This window comes from Xanthomonas sp. GW (assembly GCF_014236815.1).
GTDB lineage: Bacteria > Pseudomonadota > Gammaproteobacteria > Xanthomonadales > Xanthomonadaceae > Xanthomonas_A.
The window spans coordinates 794,597-809,995 of sequence record NZ_CP051189.1; the positions used below are offsets into that span (position 1 = coordinate 794,597).

Genomic DNA, 15,399 nt, shown 5'->3' on the forward strand with positions numbered 1-15,399 from the left:
GATGCTTCGCCCGTACCCTCATCCGCCCCTGCGGGGCATCTTCTCCCGGTGGGAGAAGGGAACAGCCGTAGCCCCTCTCCCGCCGGGAGAGGGGTTGGGGTGAGGGTACGGCGCGAAAGCGACTCGCGGAGTTGGTGCACGAGGCGGCACCCATACCCTTATCCGCAGGAAGGACGCGCTGTCGGCCGCCCAGCACTCAAGAATTCCCCAGCAGCGCCGCCATCATGGAGAAGCGAAGTCGCTTTCGCCGCCCGGATCGGGCTGTCCATGAGGGAACGCGCATGCTGTCCTTGCCACGCCTGCTGGGTCGTCACCTGGCCAAGTTCCTGTCCAAGCCGCGCCGGCACCGCTCGGAACTGCCGACCAGTCCGCCGCAGCTGCTGCAGGCGACGCTGCGCAAGGGCGACGTGCTGCTGGTCGAGGGCAACAGCCGCTTCTCCACCGCGATCAAGTACCTGAGCCAGTCCACTTGGTCGCACGCCGCGCTGTACATCGGCGATCACCTGGGAACCGCATCCGACGCGGACGCGCCGACGTTCTGCGACGTGGACATCAACGTCGGCGTGCGCCTGATCGGGCTGAGCGAATTCGCCGGGCTGCACACACGCATCTGCCGTCCGGTGGGGCTGGGCGCCGACGAGATCGACGCGGTGGTCGACTACATGGTCAGCCGCGTCGGCAACAGCTACGACCTGAAGAACATCCTCGATCTGGCGCGCTATCTGATCCGCACCCCGCCACTGCCGTCGTCGGTGAAGCGCCGCTTCCTGGAACTGGGCAGCGGCGAGCCGACCAAGGCGATCTGCTCGACGCTGCTGGCGCAGGCCTTCGGCGCGATCCGCTATCCGATCCTGCCGGAGATCGGCAGCGTGCCGGTGCCCGATGCGCAGGATGCGGAGATCCTGCACAACCGTCATCACAGTCTGTATCTGCCGCGCGACTTCGACGTCTCGCCCTACTTCAACGTGGTGAAGCCGCGCCTGCAGTCCGGTTTCGATTTCCATCGCCTGATCTGGCAGGGCGATGCCGGCGAAGACGTGGCGCAGCGTCAGCGCGTCGCGTCGGTTGCCTGAAAACGGGATTGCAGCCCGGCGTCGCCTCGGCCCGAAAGTCAGATCTTCACCGTTGCCGCAACGCAAACCGCGTATCCGATCACAACACCTTCAGCTTGCGGTGCGGGCAAGCGTCAAGTTTGAAACGACTGCGGCCGATATCAGCAGACATACATCATCGATATCGCTCAGGATCGCCATGAATCCCGTCCATTTCCTGCGTCGTCGCATCGCCAATCTGCCGATGACGCGCAAGTTCGTCGTGCTGTGCACCCTGCTCGCCATCGGCGTGATCCTGCTCGCCGTCGCCGCCGCGCGTCTGCAGTACCTGGACCTGGTGGATGCGCGCAAGCAGACCGTGAAGACCCAGATCGACATGGGCATGAGCGTCATCGAGCACTATGCCGAAAAGGCCAAGCGCGGCGAACTCACCGAGGCGCAGGCCCAGGACGCAGCCAAGTCGGCGCTGGCCGACATGAAGACCAACGGCGGCGTGGACTATTTCTTCATGCTCGACCCGCAGATGCGCATCCTGATGCATCCCAAGCGCAAGGTCGGCACCGACATGAGCGACTACAAGAGCGATGCCGGCGAATACGTGTACCGCGACATCCGCACCGCAGTGACCAGCGGCGACGGCTTCAGCTACTACAGCGCGCCCAAGCCGGGCAAGAAAGAGCAGCTGCCCAAGATCAGTTACGCCAAGCTGTACCCGCAGTGGAACTGGGTGCTGGTGATGGGCGTGTACGCCGAGGACATCCAGGTCGAGGCGCTGGGCTTCACCAAGATCCTGACCATCATCGGCGCCGCCCTGGTCGGCCTGGTGGTCGGGCTGTGCTGGCTGATCGCCAGCGCCATCGTCACCCCGCTGCGCGCGGCCACGCGCACCGCCGAGGCCATCGCCTCGGGCCGTTTCGACAACACGATCAAGGTCGAGTCGCGCGACGAGACCGGGCAGCTGATGACCAGCATGCAGCAGATGCAGACCCAGCTGCAGCGCTTCAACGGCGAGATGCAGACCCTGGTGCAGTTGCAGCAGGGCGACGACATCAGCCACCGCATGCCGGAGGATTTCCCCGGCGATTACGGCACCCTGGCGCGCGGCATGAACACGGCGCTGTTCGAACACCTGGACGCGATCATCGAGGCGATGGCGATCATGGGCGAGTACGGCCGCGGCGACCTGCGCCGCGACATGCGCCGCCTGCCGGGCCAGCGCGCCGCGCTGCACGAAGCGCTGGATGCGGTGAAGAGCAACCTGTCGGCGATCAACGGCGACATCGCGCGCATGGCCGATGCGGCGGCGCGCGGCGACTTCTCCGCACGCGGCGACGAAGCGCGCTACCAGTTCGCGTTCAAGGAAATGGTGGAAGCGCTGAACCGGCTGATGCGGCAGGCCGAAAGCGGCCTTGCCGACGTGGGCCGGATCATGGGCGCGATCGCCGACGGCGATCTGTCGCAGCGCGTGGACGTGCGCTACGAGGGCGCCTTCGGGCAGCTGGCCGATGCCGCCAACCGCACCGCCGAGCAACTGACCACGATCGTGCAGGGCATCCAGCGTTCGGCCGAGTCGATCAACACCGCGGCCGGCGAGATCGCCAGCGGCAACAGCGACCTGTCGGTGCGCACCGAGCAGCAGGCGGCGAGCCTGGAAGAAACCGCCGCGTCGATGGAAGAGCTGACCTCCACGGTCAAGCAGAACGCCGACAGCGCGCGCCAGGCCAACCAGCTGGTGCTGGGTGCCGGCGAAGTGGCCGAGAGCGGCGGTCGCGTGGTCGAGGATGTGGTCACCACGATGGCTTCGATCAGCGCGGCTTCCGCGCGCATCGCTGACATCATCGGCGTCATCGACGGCATCGCCTTCCAGACCAACATCCTGGCGTTGAACGCCGCGGTGGAAGCCGCGCGTGCCGGCGAGCAGGGCCGCGGCTTCGCCGTGGTCGCCTCGGAAGTGCGCTCGCTGGCGCAGCGTTCGGCGGCGGCGGCCAAGGAGATCAAGACCCTGATCTCCGACTCGGTGCAGGAAGTGGAGCAGGGCTCGACCCTGGTCGCACGCGCCGGCACCACCATGGCCGAGGTGGTGACCTCGGTGAAGCGGGTCACCGACATCATGGCCGAGATCTCCGCGGCCAGCGCCGAGCAGAGTTCGGGCATCGAGCAGGTCAGCAAGACGGTGATGCAGCTGGACGAGACCACGCAGCAGAACGCGGCGCTGGTGGAGGAAGCCACCGCGGCGGCGAAGAGCATGGAAGACCAGGCTTCGGACCTGACCCGCGCAGTGGCGGTGTTCCGCCTTGCCGGCGCCGCCAGGCCGGTGGCCGCGGTCGCGCCCAGGCCGGTGGCGGCACAGGCCTCGGTTCGCCCGGTCGCCGCCGCACGCGCGCCGGTCAAGAAAGCGCCGGCCGCGGCCGCACGCCCGCTGGTGCGCAGCAAGCCCGGCGGCGCATTGGTGGAAAGCTCGGAGTGGGAAGAGTTCTGAGCCAGCGCCACGGCGTCCGTAACGGACGCCATCGCCGATGACGACGCCGATGCCTCAGTGCATCGGCGTCTTTGTTTTTGTGCCGGCCGCGGTGGTGGCCGCGGCATCGCTGCGCGGCAGCATGGGGCCGGATTGCGTCCGCGAGGCGCAGGCCGTACGCGCGATCGGCGGCAAGCTGGAAGCCGGCCATGTGATCGCCTCGGCCGGCTGCGATCGCGGCCCGAACGACCAGAAGATGTTCGTCGCCGGTTTCGACTGGTGACGGTCGCGCGCGTGGCGCGACCGCCCGGTGCACGTGTCACTCGCCTTCGTCGTCTTCTTCCTCGTCCACTTCGGCATCATCGCCAAACCCTGGTGCATCAGCATCCACCGGCTCCAGCAAGGTGTAGTCGTTGCGCTCGCGGCGCTGGTAGGCCGACGACACCGGATAGGCCAGCAGCGGCGGTTGCGGCGCGCGTGCCAGGAACGCGGTGGGAAACAGCCGCGGTCCGCGCAGCCAGCTGCGCCAGCGGTCGCCGCTCAGGAAGATCGGTCCGTCCGCGGTCAGCGGCGCCGGAATCGCGGCGTTGGCATGGGTCAGCACGCTGAAACTGAGCAGCGCCGGTTCGCCGCGGTCCCAGCGTTCCCACAGCCCCGCCGCCAGCAGCACCTCGCCTTGCGCATGGTGAATGTAATAGGGCTGCGCCGGTTTGCGGCTGCGGTCCCACTTGTAGTACCCGGACAGCGGAATCACGCAGTGCTGGCTCTTCCACGGCGCGGCGAAGATACGGCTGCGCGCGGCGCGTTCCAGCCGCGCGGTGACGGTGGTGTACGGCGTATCCGGTGTCTTCGACCAGCGCGGCACGATGCCCCATTGCAGGCGCTGCACCTGCGCCGTGCCGTCGTGGCACAGGATCGCGGACGCGACGTCGCCCTTGCCCAGGTTGTAGTGGTCCGGGTAAGCCGCAAGGGCCTGGCGTAGCGGCGGCTCCAGCCGCGCGGGCAGGTCGTCCTCGATGCTGAAAGCCTGCACGAAGCGTCTCATCGGTTTCTCGCAGTGCGCACGCCCGCACCTTAGTGCGTGGGGTGGACAAGCCGAAGTGAAGACCCGCGCGCGCCGGCACAGTGCACGGCCGGTAGTGTCGCCGCGACGCTGCGGCATCCGGCGCATCCGATGCGCGCGACGCAACAGCTTCTTCTTCATCCGGCCTTTCCTTGGCCCTGGGCATAGTCGCCGCCGACCAAGGCGACCGCCACTGGGGCGGTGCAGGAGGAGACGTCCACGCATGTTCTTTAAACGCAACGGCTTGTCGCTGGTGTTGTTGGGCCTGACCCTGCTGTTCATCGGCGGCCAGGCGCTCAGCGGCCATCTCGCCTACAACGACGAATTGCGCCAGCAGGGATTGGCGCCGCTGATGTTCTGGGAGTACCTGCACAGCGGTCATTTCATCGGTGCCTTGTTCGAGAACTGGGAAAGCGAATTCCTGCAGATGGGCATGTATGTGCTGCTCACGGTGAAGCTGCGCCAGTGGGGTTCGGCCGAATCGCGGCCGCTGCCGCCGGACGAGGAGCACGAGACCATCGCGCCGGGTACCACGCCGTGGCCGGTGCGTGCCGGCGGTCTGTGGCTGTGGCTGTACGAACGCTCGCTGGCCCTGGCATTCGGCCTGCTGTTCCTGACCAGTTTCGTGCTGCATGCGCTCGGCAGCTGGCGGCACGAACTGGCCGAGCGGGCGATGCAGCGGTTGCCGGCGATTTCGCTGTTCGAGCACGTGACCGGCGCGCAGTTCTGGTTCGAATCGATGCAGAACTGGCAGAGCGAATTCCTCGCGGTGTTTTCCCTGGTGGTGCTGACCATCTGGCTGCGGCAGAAGGATTCGCCGCAATCCAAGCCGGTGCCTGCGCCGCACGCGCAGACCGGCGATTGATCGGGCGTCGCTGCCGGGCCCGCTGCGTTCCGAGGCGACGGCGTATTTTTATGCTGCTGGAGTGCGCCACGCGCGCATAGCCGACTCGAGCGAGCTGGCGTATCAACTGGGAAACAGCTTCGACATCCGATGATGTTGAATATTGTAGGAGCGACTTCAGTCGCGACAGGGCGCTATCGACAGTGCCTGTCGCGACTGAAGTCGCTCCTACAAATGCCCGCACCGCAGGCGTGGCCCGGCGCGTCCTTGTGAATCTACCGCGGCGGAGAACACAGTGCCGCGGACCGCGCGATCACAGCTTGATATCGCCCTTGGTCGAACCCGCGCCCGGGCCGGCGCCCAGGTCGGCGCCGGTGGTCGGATCGCTGTCCTGCTGCGACATGGTGCGTGCCGCCAACGCCTGCAGCGCGCTTTCCTCGGCCGGACTCAGGCCGACGCTCGGCACGCCGCTGCCGCCGTCCACGGCCGCCTGGCGGTTGCGGTCGGACACCTTCTGCCACTGGCTGCCGCTGTTCCACGGACCGTTGATGTCGCCGTCGCCCTGCGACATGTCGTAGAACGTGTCGGTGAACATCGGCTCGCCCGGCAGCTTGCCCGGCGGGAAGTTCGGCTCGATCGCGTACAGCGCCTTCTCGAACGACTTCTGGTGCGCCACCTCGCGGGTCATCAGAAACTTCAAGGCATCGACGATGCCCGGATCGTCGGTGACGTTGATCAGGCGCTCGTAGACGATCTTGGCGCGCGCCTCAGCGGCGATATTGGAGCGCAGGTCGGCGGTGGGTTCGCCGATGGAATCGACATAAGCTGCGCTCCACGGCACGCCGCTGGAATTCACCAGTGCCGGCCCGCCGCCGTACAGGATCTGCTGGGTCTGGCTGGTGTTGTTGTTCCTGGTCAGGTTGCGCATCTCCTCGGCCTCGACCATGCCTTCGGACAGCACCGCCTTGGGGCCTTGGTTGAGCATGGCGATGATCGACCCGATGATTTCCAGATGGCTCAGCTCTTCGGTGGCGATGTCGTACAGCAAGTCTTTGCGGCCGGGATCGACTTCGCCGATGGCCTGGGTGAAATAGCGCATGGCCGCGGCCAGCTCGCCTTGCGGGCCGCCGAACTGCTCGAGCATCAGCGAGGCCAGCGCCGGGTCCGGTTGCGCCACACGCACCGTGTACATCAGCCGTTTGTTGTGCATGAACATCGAATATCTCCTGGAGTGCCGCCCACGGCAAAGCCACGACGACCGACGATCGGGCGTCGTGGCCAGTGGGGGCGTCTGGGTATAAAAAGCCGCGGCACCGGGAAGCGGCGCCGCGGTCGTACGGTCAGGCCGCCTTGCGCTTCTGCGCGGCCTCTTGGTTGCCGCCCTGTTCGGCGAGCATGGTCAGCTTCTCGTCGGTGGACTTTTCCTCTTCCAGCGTTTCCAGCAGCAGCTTGAGCGCGTCGGTCTTGCCCAACTGCTTGGCCATCGCGGCGAGCGTGCCGTAGGACGCGATCTCGTAGTGCTCCACTTTCTGCGCGCCGCCGATCAGCGCCGCATCGCGCACCGGGCCGGCCTCGATCGATTCGATCACTTCCTTGCCTTCTTCGACCAGCCCTTCCATGGCCGCGCACTTGATGCGCTTCAGACGCAGCTCGAGTTTTTCCACGATCTGGTCGATACGCTCGATCTGGCCCTGGGTTTCCTCCAGATGCGCTTCGAAGGCCGCACGCAGGGCCGGATTGGTGGAGGCCCGGGCCAGTTTCGGCAGCGCCTTGGTCAGTTGCTTTTCCGCGCTGTAGATATCGGAAAGTTCGTGCAGGAACAGGTCGTCGATGGTCTTGATAGCCATGTCGATGGATCTCCGTGGTTGGGATGGATGGTGCGGGAGGTGCGCGGACTCAACGCTTGGCCGTCTGGCCTTCGGTGCGTTCGCGTTCCAGGAAGGCGAGAACCGTCGCCTCCTGGTGTTCGATCAGCCACTCGGCCATGGCGATTTCCTGGTCGAGGATGGCGGCGCAGATGTCGGCGATCTGCGGCTGGTCGGCCTGCTTGGCGGCGATCACCAGCGCCCGGTAGCTGGCAACCTCCAGGTGTTCGAATGCGTAGCTGATGCCGAGGCTCTTGGCCACTTCGTCGCTCATCATCGAATTGCCGGCCGCGTGCACCGTCGCCATCACGCTGGCCACCGCACCCTTGATGGCGGGCGTGGAGCCACCGAGCAGTTCGATGCAGCGCTTGACCTGCTCGGACTGGCCCTTGGTTTCGGTGATGTGCTGCTCGATGCGTGCCTTCAGCTGCGGATAGTGCTCCAGGCGTCCGGCAGTGGCGGTCAGCATGGTGTTGGCTTCCTGCTCCATCGCGTAGGCGTCCTGCAGCCACTTCAACAGGCGCTCGGTATTGCTTCGGGTCATGAACGTTGCTCCAAGGTGTCGGTCGATTGCGTGTGCGGGGAGTCTTCGTCGTGCCGCGATGCGGCGTCTCCCCTGTGCGAACCAAGCTAGACCGCCGTGCGTTAGTGACGATTCAATGCAGGGTGAACGCAGCGCGAGAGCGGCATCCACGCCGCGGTGAGAACACTGAATGCGATGCCTGCGCTGCACTCTCCTCAGGCACGGCGACCGTGCGTTCACGGTCGCCACGCGAGGCTCCGTGTGGACCCCATCGCAGGAGACCCGTGTGCCGAAACTCGATCACGCCGACTGGCCGCAGCGCTTGTGGCTGGTGCGACATGGACAGAGCGCGGGCAATGTCGCCCGCGATATCGCCGAAGCCTCGGGGCAGGAACTGATCGACGTCGCCACCCGCGATGCCGACACGCCGTTATCGGAGCTGGGCCTTGAGCAGTCGCAGCGACTCGGCCGCTGGTTCGCCGCGTTGCCGGCGGCGGCGCGGCCGAAGGTGCTGCTGACCTCGCCGTTCCTGCGCGCGCAACAGACCTGCGCGGCGATCGGCGAGGAACTGGGCGTGCAGGCACACGCGCTGGTGCTGGACGAGCGCCTGCGCGAGAAGGAGTTCGGCATTCTGGACCGCTATACCCGGCACGGCATCGCCAGCCGTTTCCCGGAACTGGCCGAACAGCGCGCCTCGGTCGGCAAGTTCTATTTTCGCCCGCCCGGCGGCGAAAGCTGGTGCGACGTGATCCTGCGCCTGCGCAGCGTGGTCGAGGAACTGCGCCGCGACCATGCCGGCGAGCGCGTGTTGATCGTCGCCCACCAGGTCATCGTCAATTGCATGCGCTACCTGCTCGAGCGCTTCGACGAGGCGGCGATCCTGGAGATCGACCGGCGCGGCGACGTGCCCAACTGCAGCGTCACCGAATACGGTTTCGGCGATGCCGAGGGCGGGCCGCGCTTCGGCCTGGTCCAGGCCAATGCGGTGCCGTTCGAGGTGCCGGTGACCACCGCCGCCGACCAGCCGGGCGGGCCGCGGTGACCCAGGCGCGCGCGACCCCGGTGAGAGCGATCCCGGTGAACGCGACGCTGCTGCGGCGCTGGCCGTTGCCCAGCGCGGCGGGCGTCGCCGACAAGGAGCAGCGCGGGCGCGTGCTGGTGATCGGCGGCAGCTGCGAAATTCCCGGCGCGGCGTTGCTGGCGGCGGAGGCGGCATTGCGCGCAGGCGCCGGCAAGCTGCAGGTGGCCACCGCGCGCACGGTGGCCACGGCGATGGCGATCGCTTTGCCCGAGGCGCGCGTGGTGGCGTTGCCGGTTGGCGCCGACGGCGAACTGCGCATCGGCGGACAACCGCTGCAGCGCGATGCGGCGCGCGCCGATGCGGTGCTGATCGGCCCCGGCATGCGGACCCGCCCAGCGCTGCGCAAGCAGATCGCGCAACTGCTGGCGCACACTCGCTGTGGCGTCGTGCTCGATGCCGGTGCGCTGGTCGATACCCACGGCATGGCCGATCCGGGGCGCATCGTGCTGACCCCGCACCATGGCGAGATGGCGGCATTGAGCGGCGTGCCGATCGAGCGCATCGCGGCGGACCCGGCGGCGATCGCGCTGCGTCATGCGCGGCACAGCGGCGCGGTGGTGGTGCTGAAGTCGGCGACCACGGTGATCGCCGCGCCCGACGGCGCGCACTGGGTGCATCGTGGCGGAAGTCCATGCCTGGGCACGTCCGGTTCCGGCGACGTGCTGGCCGGCATCATCTGCGGCTTGCAGGCGCGCGGCGCCAGCAGCACGCAGGCTGCGGTGTGGGGCGTGCATCTGCACGCGCGCGCCGGCGCGCTGCTGGCGCGACAGATTGGCCCGCTGGGGCCGCTGGCGCGCGAGATCGCGGTACAGATTCCACGCCTGCTCGCTGCAGACTGAAGCCGGCGCCACAGTGGGCGCCGGCTTCTACGACTCTCCAATACCGAATCCCGAATCCCAGCCTAAAGCGTCGCCGCCCCGCCCGCGATCGTGATCAACGCACCGGACGTATAGCTGGATGTATCGCTGGCGAGCAGCACATAGGTCGATGCCAGTTCCACCGGCTGCCCGGGGCGGCCGAACGCGGTCTGCGATCCGAATTCCTTCACCTCCTCCGCATCCATGCCGGCGGGGATGAACGGTGTCCAGATCGGGCCAGGCAGTACCGCGTTGACCCGGATCTTCTTGTCCGCGAGCAGCCCGGCCAGGCCAATGGTCATGTTCGCCACTGCGCCCTTGGTGGTGGAGTAGGGCAGGATGTTGGGCGTCGGCTTCTTCGAATTGACCGAGGCGGTGTTGATGATCGAACCGCCCTCCGGCATGTGCGGCACGGCCAGGCGCACCAGATTGAAGGTCGCGTGCACGTTGGTGGCGAAGGTTTTTTCCCACTCGTCCAGGGTGATCTCGTCGAAGCTGTGGAAATAGCGCTGGTAGGCGGCGTTGTTGACCAGCACGTCGAGTCCGCCGAGGGTGCCGGTCACGGTCTCGATCAGCGCTTGCGCCTGCGCGCGATCGCTGATGTCGCAGGGCTGCAGCAGCACGCGCACGCCGGCCGTCTCGATCAGCTGGCCGATGCGCTCGGCGTCGTGCTGTTCGCTGGGCAGGTAGGCGATGGCCACGTCGGCGCCTTCGCGCGCATAGGCGATCGCCACCGCGGCGCCGATGCCGCTGTCGCCGCCGGTGATCAGCGTGCGCTTGCCCTGCAGCAGGCCGTGGCCGACGTAGCTGTCCTCGCCGTGGTCCGGCTTTGGATCCATCTTGTCGGTCAGGCCGGGGAACGACTGCTGCTGCGGCTTGAAGGGCGGGTAGGGATAGTTCGGAACGGCCATGGGCATGCCTCGTCGTGGGGATGTCCCTGCGAGGGTGCGCAAACGCGGGTAAAGGTGCGGCCAAGATCCTGTCGGCGGCATGTGAGATGCGGGCGCGATCCGGGGCCATGCGTGCATGCACGCGCGGCGGCGGGCAGTTGCGCTGTTTACGGATTACACAGATTCGGCCCTGGATCTATCCTTGCGGCGGCGGTCTGCAGGCGCGCCGGAAACCGGGCCGTGCCGTGCCGCTCAGCTGGCGGCGATCGTGCGCGAGCCGAGGATGATCATGCGCAGCATCGCGCTGATCTGGCGAATCAGTTCCGGGTCTTTTTCCGGCGGCAGGTCCATCGCGGTGGCGCCCATCGCGAACACCAGCCGGGTGATCGCCTTGGACACCAGCGCCGGCTCATGCAGCGGCGCGTTGTCGATCGCGGCCAGGCGGATCAGGTCCACGCGCAGTTCTTCCTCGAAGTAGTTCAACTCGCGGTCCACCGCGTGCTTGAACGCGTCCGAGCCGACCGTGCCCTCGCGCAGCAGCACGTGCAGCAGCTTGTCGTCGGCGCGCAGCTGCTCCATGAAGGTTTCCACCGAGCTGAGGATGACGCTGCGGTTGCTGCCGGCCGCGCGCTGCCGCGCCTGGCCGATGATGGTGCGCAGCGAACTGCCGGCCAGGTCGATCAGCGCCACCGCCAGTTCGTCCATGTCGCGGAACTGGCGATAGAAGCTGTTCGGGGCGATGCCGGCTTCGCGGGTCACTTCGCGCAGGCTCAGCGTGGACACGCTGCGGTGCGGCCCGATCAGCTTCAGCGCCGCCGCCAGCAGGTCTTCGCGCGAGATCGCGCTCTTGCGCGCGGGCAGCGCGTCCTCGGGCAGCGGCAGGGGAACGATGGACGTCATGGGCGGACTGGGCGAGACAAGGCCGCGATCATACCCTTCTTCGTGAATATACAACTGTATAGACATCTGTATCTGCGTCTGTATAGTGGTCGCCATGAACGCTGCCCGCCGTCCTGCCTCCACCCGCTCCGCCACCCGCGCCCTGCGCGCCTGGGTGCAGCCGGAGGTGTTCGATTTCTGGTCCACGCGGATCCATCCGCTGTGGACCTGGCAGCGCCCGCGCGCGCGGCTGCTGCAGCGCGAACGCGCCAGCAGCGACGCCGTGACCCTGATCCTCAAGGCCAACCGCCACTGGCGCGGCCTGCGCGCCGGCCAGCACGTGCAGCTGGGCGTGGAGATCGACGGACGCCGCCTGACCCGCAGCTACAGCCCCACGCCGCTGCCGGGCGGGCGCCTGGCGATCACGGTCAAGACGATCGACGGCGGCCGCGTCAGCCAGTACCTGGCCGACGCCGCACGCATCGGCGAGACCTTCGAATTGGGCCAGGCGTTCGGCGACATGGTGCTGCCCGCCGCGCCGCAGGGACGCTGGCTGCTGCTGGCCGCCGGCAGCGGCATCACCCCGATGCGTGCATTGCTGCGGCAGCTGGCCGACGCCGGCATGCCCGCCGACGTGGACTTGATCTACTGGGCGCGGCGCAACGACCAGTTGTGCTTCGTCGATGAACTGCAGGCGCTGGCCGCCGCGCATCCGCGTTTCCGCCTGCAATTGGCGGTCACCGGCGAAGGCGCGCTGCCGGCGCCGCGTGTGGACACGCTGTCGCTGGCGTACTTGGCCGGGCTGGAACAGGCGCAGGTGCTGGCCTGCGGCCCCGGCGGTTTCGTGCAGGCCGCGCGTACGCGGCTGGAAGGTAGCGTCGCGCGCTTCCAGGCCGAGGCGTTCAGCACGCCGCCGCTGGCCGATGCCGAAGTCGGCACGGTCGCGGTGACGCTGGCGCGCAGCGGCCGTGTGCTGCAGCTGCCGCGCGGGCAATCGCTGCTCACCGCGCTGGAAGCCGAAGGCCTGCGCCCGAAGCACGGCTGCCGCATGGGCATCTGCAACAGCTGCGCCTGCGGCAAGCAATCCGGCGCGACCCGCGACCTGCTCACCGGCGCGCACGCCACCGAACCGGGTTCGATGCTGAAGCTGTGCATCAACAGCGCCAGCAGCGACCTGATCCTGGACCTTTGAAGGAATCCCCATGGCTGCTCCCCGCAACCGCGCACTGACCCCGGCCGAACTGCAGGCCTTCGGCGACGAACTCGACGCGCTGCGCGTGCGCACCGTCGCCACCCTGGGCGAGGCCGACGCGCGCTACATCCGCCGCATCGTCGCCGCGGTGCGCTACACCGGCCTGGCCGGGCGCGCGCTGCTGTTCCTTGGCGCGTTCGTGCACAGCGTGCTGTGGCCGGCGTGGATCGCCGGCGTGGCGCTGCTGACCCTGTCCAAGATCCTGGAGAACATGGAGCTGGGCCACAACGTGATGCATGGCCAGTACGACTGGATGGGCGATGCACAGCTCAACGGCAACACCTACGAGTGGGACATCGTCGCCACTGGCGACAACTGGCGCAAGACGCACAACTTCAAGCACCACACCTACACCAACGTGCGCGGCATGGACGACGACATCGGCTACGGCCTGCTGCGCATCTTCCCCGAGCAGCGCTGGCGCCCGTTCTATCTCGCACAGCCGTTCATCGCGGTGGTGTTCGCGCTGCTGTTCGAATGGGGCGTGGCGATCCAGGACCTGCGCCTGGGCCGCTGGTTCGCCGGCAAGATGAAGCGCGGCGAGCTGCGCCGCACGTTCCTGCCGGTCGGCCGCAAGATGGGCCGGCAAATCCTGAAGGACTACGTGATCTTCCCGGCGCTGGCCGGCCCGTTCTTCTTGACCGTGCTGCTGGGCAACCTCGCCGCCAACGTGCTGCGCAGCATCTGGACCTTCGTGATCATCTTCTGCGGCCACTTCACCGCCGATGCGGAGACGTTCCCGAAGGAGTCGATCAAGGGCGAGTCGCGCGGCCACTGGTACCTGCGCCAGCTGCGCGGTTCTTCCAACCTGGCTGGCGGCAAGCTGTTGAACGTGCTGTCGGGCAACCTGAGCCACCAGATCGAGCACCACTTCTACCCGGACATCCCGGCCAACCGCTACGCGGCGCTGGCGGTGGACGTGAAGGCGATCTGCGCGCGCTACGGCCAGCACTACAACACCGGCTCGCTGCCGCGCCAGTTCGGCCAGGTGATGTGGCGGATCGTGCGCCACGCCTTCCCGAGCCGGCCGCGGCCGGTGCGCCAGGTACGCCAGCACGAGGCGATGCAGCAGACGGGTTGATCGCGCCGGACAACCCGTGATGCCAACGAAGCAGGCCAGTCTGGCCTGCTTTTTTTATGCCGACTCCTTTGGCCTCGCGGCCGTAGTCTTGTGCAGACGGGAGGAAATGGCGGGGTGCAGGCGCTGCCAGGATATGGAAATATGTACCCGTTTCGGGTATGTTTTGGAGGCAAGGATGACCCGCACGTTCAAGCGAAAGGATTTTGCGCGGTGGCAGGCCGGCGAAAAGCTGTCCGACACCGTTCTGTGCAAAGCGGTCCAGGAAATGGAAGCCGGACTGATCGACGTGGATTTGGGCGGCCAGCTCTACAAGAAGCGGATGGCCCGTCCTGGAGGCGGCAAGAGCGGTGGTGGCTACCGCACGTTGTTGGCCGCTCGCATCGGCAGCCGCTACGTGTTCCTGCATGGGTTCCCCAAGAGCGGCAAGGCGAACATCGCGCAGGAGAGAAGAAAGCGCTGCAATTCGCCGGCAAGGTTTTTCTGGAACTGTCCGGGGAAGCCTTGCTGAAAGCCTTGCAGTCGGGCGTATTAGTGGAGGTGCGGTGTGAGCAAAATCATTGAATCGCTGCGTGGTGATCTGGGCAAGCTTCACGAAGTGGGAGCGATCGGCAAGGTGACGATGCGCGAATTCGACGCGATCTGTCCGCCGCCGGTGCGAGAGTTCGGCGCGGCCGACATCAAGCGTCTACGCGAAGCCCTGAAGTTCAGCCAGCCAGTATTCGCGCATCACCTGCATACCACGGCATCGACGGTGCGCAAGTGGGAGCAGGGCGAAACCCGTCCTGCCGGGCCAGCGCTCAAGCTGCTCAACGTGATCGCCGACAAGGGGCTTCAGGCAATCCTGTAACGCGCGCGATGCGTTTCCGGCGCAGTGCTGCAGCGGGGCGGTGCAGGTGGCTAAGCGTTGGCGCACGGCCAAGCACGGCGGCGGACATGCACACGGACTGGCGCGAGAACCCGCTGGTTTTTGTGCCTGACTTTCCACGCATCGCTCACGCGGCGCAGCCGATCATCCGCGCTGCCCGCGCATCACGCCTGGTGCGCCGGTCCATTCGACTGCGCGAGGTGTGCGATGAAAGCTGCAAACCTGTTCAATGCCGTCGCCAAGAAGGCGTCGTACGCGGCCGGTACGCCGTGGACGTTCTGCATTGCGCTCGGCATCGTGGTGCTGTGGGGCGCCAGCGGCCCGGTGTTCGGCTTCAACGACACCTGGCAGTTGGTGATCAACACCGGCACCACCATCATCACCTTCCTGATGGTGTTCCTGATCCAGCACACCCAGAACGCGGATACCGCGGCGATGCAGATCAAGCTCGACGAGCTGATCCGGGTCACCGCCAAGGCCAACGACGAGTTGCTCGATCTCGAGGAAATGGACGAGAAGCGGCTGGAGCAGATCCGCAAGCAGTACGAAGCGCTGGCGAGCAAGGCCGGCGAAACGCTGCGCGCGCGCAGTGCGCAGCGCGGCGGCCAGGATGCCCAGGACGACGCGCCCGAGATCGACGGTGGCGACGACGAGCGCCACTGACGCCGCCGGTCGTCTTTGGCGTGTGA

The 15,399-nt window shown here is 67.1% G+C and carries 17 protein-coding genes; 11 read left to right on the forward strand and 6 right to left on the reverse strand.

Going from position 1 to position 15,399, the window contains the following annotated elements:
* The first annotated feature begins 281 nt into the window (after positions 1 to 281).
* The 3 genes from HEP73_RS03415 to HEP73_RS03425 all read left to right on the forward strand — a co-directional run bounded on the left by HEP73_RS03415 (position 282) and on the right by HEP73_RS03425 (position 3,793).
* Positions 282 to 1,073: a C40 family peptidase gene (locus HEP73_RS03415; RefSeq protein ID WP_185822129.1), complete on the forward strand. Its 792-nt coding sequence runs from the start codon at positions 282 to 284 to the stop codon at positions 1,071 to 1,073.
* Positions 1,074 to 1,269: 196 nt separating this feature from the next.
* On the forward strand, positions 1,270 to 3,531 hold the full coding sequence (locus HEP73_RS03420) for a methyl-accepting chemotaxis protein (protein ID WP_185823275.1): 2,262 nt from the start codon (positions 1,270 to 1,272) through the stop codon (positions 3,529 to 3,531).
* Between the two features lie 49 nt (positions 3,532 to 3,580).
* Complete coding sequence (locus tag HEP73_RS03425) at positions 3,581 to 3,793, forward strand: hypothetical protein (RefSeq protein WP_185822130.1); 213 nt, start codon at positions 3,581 to 3,583, stop codon at positions 3,791 to 3,793.
* Between the two features lie 36 nt (positions 3,794 to 3,829).
* Here HEP73_RS03425 and HEP73_RS03430 read toward each other — a convergent pair whose 3' ends face one another.
* Positions 3,830 to 4,714: an SOS response-associated peptidase gene (locus HEP73_RS03430; RefSeq protein ID WP_185822131.1), complete on the reverse strand. Its 885-nt coding sequence runs from the start codon at positions 4,712 to 4,714 to the stop codon at positions 3,830 to 3,832.
* Positions 4,715 to 4,796: 82 nt separating this feature from the next.
* On the opposite strand from HEP73_RS03430, the gene HEP73_RS03435 reads away from it, so the two are divergent.
* Positions 4,797 to 5,438, forward strand: a complete 642-nt coding sequence (locus tag HEP73_RS03435) for a DUF6766 family protein (RefSeq protein ID WP_185822132.1) — start codon at positions 4,797 to 4,799, stop codon at positions 5,436 to 5,438.
* Positions 5,439 to 5,730: 292 nt separating this feature from the next.
* Here HEP73_RS03435 and HEP73_RS03440 read toward each other — a convergent pair whose 3' ends face one another.
* The 3 genes from HEP73_RS03440 to HEP73_RS03450 form a co-directional block, all read right to left on the reverse strand.
* Positions 5,731 to 6,633, reverse strand: a complete 903-nt coding sequence (locus HEP73_RS03440) for a manganese catalase family protein (RefSeq protein ID WP_185815177.1) — start codon at positions 6,631 to 6,633, stop codon at positions 5,731 to 5,733.
* A gap of 124 nt (positions 6,634 to 6,757) precedes the next feature.
* Positions 6,758 to 7,264 (reverse strand): YciE/YciF ferroxidase family protein, encoded by a 507-nt coding sequence (locus HEP73_RS03445; RefSeq protein WP_185815178.1) that lies wholly within the window; start codon positions 7,262 to 7,264, stop codon positions 6,758 to 6,760.
* 49 nt (positions 7,265 to 7,313) lie between these two features.
* The gene (locus HEP73_RS03450; RefSeq protein ID WP_185815179.1) at positions 7,314 to 7,826 is read right to left on the reverse strand and encodes a ferritin-like domain-containing protein; all 513 of its coding nucleotides are present in this window, start codon (positions 7,824 to 7,826) and stop codon (positions 7,314 to 7,316) included.
* Between the two features lie 265 nt (positions 7,827 to 8,091).
* On the opposite strand from HEP73_RS03450, the gene HEP73_RS03455 reads away from it, so the two are divergent.
* Positions 8,092 to 8,847 carry a histidine phosphatase family protein gene (locus HEP73_RS03455; RefSeq protein ID WP_255423657.1) on the forward strand — a complete coding sequence of 252 codons (756 nt, stop codon included), beginning with the start codon at positions 8,092 to 8,094 and terminating at the stop codon, positions 8,845 to 8,847.
* Positions 8,844 to 9,725 carry an NAD(P)H-hydrate dehydratase gene (locus tag HEP73_RS03460; RefSeq protein WP_255423658.1) on the forward strand — a complete coding sequence of 294 codons (882 nt, stop codon included), beginning with the start codon at positions 8,844 to 8,846 and terminating at the stop codon, positions 9,723 to 9,725. Before HEP73_RS03455 ends, HEP73_RS03460 begins: the two co-directional genes overlap by 4 nt.
* Before the next feature lie 62 nt (positions 9,726 to 9,787).
* Here HEP73_RS03460 and HEP73_RS03465 read toward each other — a convergent pair whose 3' ends face one another.
* Positions 9,788 to 10,654, reverse strand: a complete 867-nt coding sequence (locus HEP73_RS03465) for an SDR family oxidoreductase (RefSeq protein WP_185822134.1) — start codon at positions 10,652 to 10,654, stop codon at positions 9,788 to 9,790.
* Between the two features lie 231 nt (positions 10,655 to 10,885).
* A complete protein-coding gene (gene fabR / locus HEP73_RS03470; protein ID WP_185815183.1) occupies positions 10,886 to 11,533 on the reverse strand; it encodes an HTH-type transcriptional repressor FabR in 648 nt (215 codons plus the stop codon).
* A 94-nt stretch (positions 11,534 to 11,627) separates the two neighbouring features.
* Between fabR and HEP73_RS03475 the strand changes: the two genes are divergently transcribed.
* The 5 genes from HEP73_RS03475 (at position 11,628) to HEP73_RS03495 (ending at position 15,373) form a co-directional block, all read left to right on the forward strand.
* The gene (locus tag HEP73_RS03475; RefSeq protein WP_185822135.1) at positions 11,628 to 12,704 is read left to right on the forward strand and encodes a ferredoxin reductase; all 1,077 of its coding nucleotides are present in this window, start codon (positions 11,628 to 11,630) and stop codon (positions 12,702 to 12,704) included.
* 10 nt (positions 12,705 to 12,714) lie between these two features.
* Positions 12,715 to 13,845, forward strand: a complete 1,131-nt coding sequence (locus HEP73_RS03480; protein ID WP_185815185.1) for a fatty acid desaturase family protein — start codon at positions 12,715 to 12,717, stop codon at positions 13,843 to 13,845.
* A 175-nt stretch (positions 13,846 to 14,020) separates the two neighbouring features.
* Positions 14,021 to 14,353 (forward strand): type II toxin-antitoxin system RelE/ParE family toxin, encoded by a 333-nt coding sequence (locus HEP73_RS03485; protein ID WP_255423659.1) that lies wholly within the window; start codon positions 14,021 to 14,023, stop codon positions 14,351 to 14,353.
* Positions 14,354 to 14,389: 36 nt separating this feature from the next.
* Positions 14,390 to 14,692, forward strand: coding sequence for a helix-turn-helix domain-containing protein (locus HEP73_RS03490; RefSeq protein WP_185822136.1), 303 nt, complete (start codon positions 14,390 to 14,392; stop codon positions 14,690 to 14,692).
* A gap of 225 nt (positions 14,693 to 14,917) precedes the next feature.
* Entirely contained in the window at positions 14,918 to 15,373 is a 456-nt protein-coding gene (locus HEP73_RS03495; protein ID WP_185822137.1) for a low affinity iron permease family protein, read from the forward strand.
* Positions 15,374 to 15,399 lie beyond the last annotated feature (26 nt).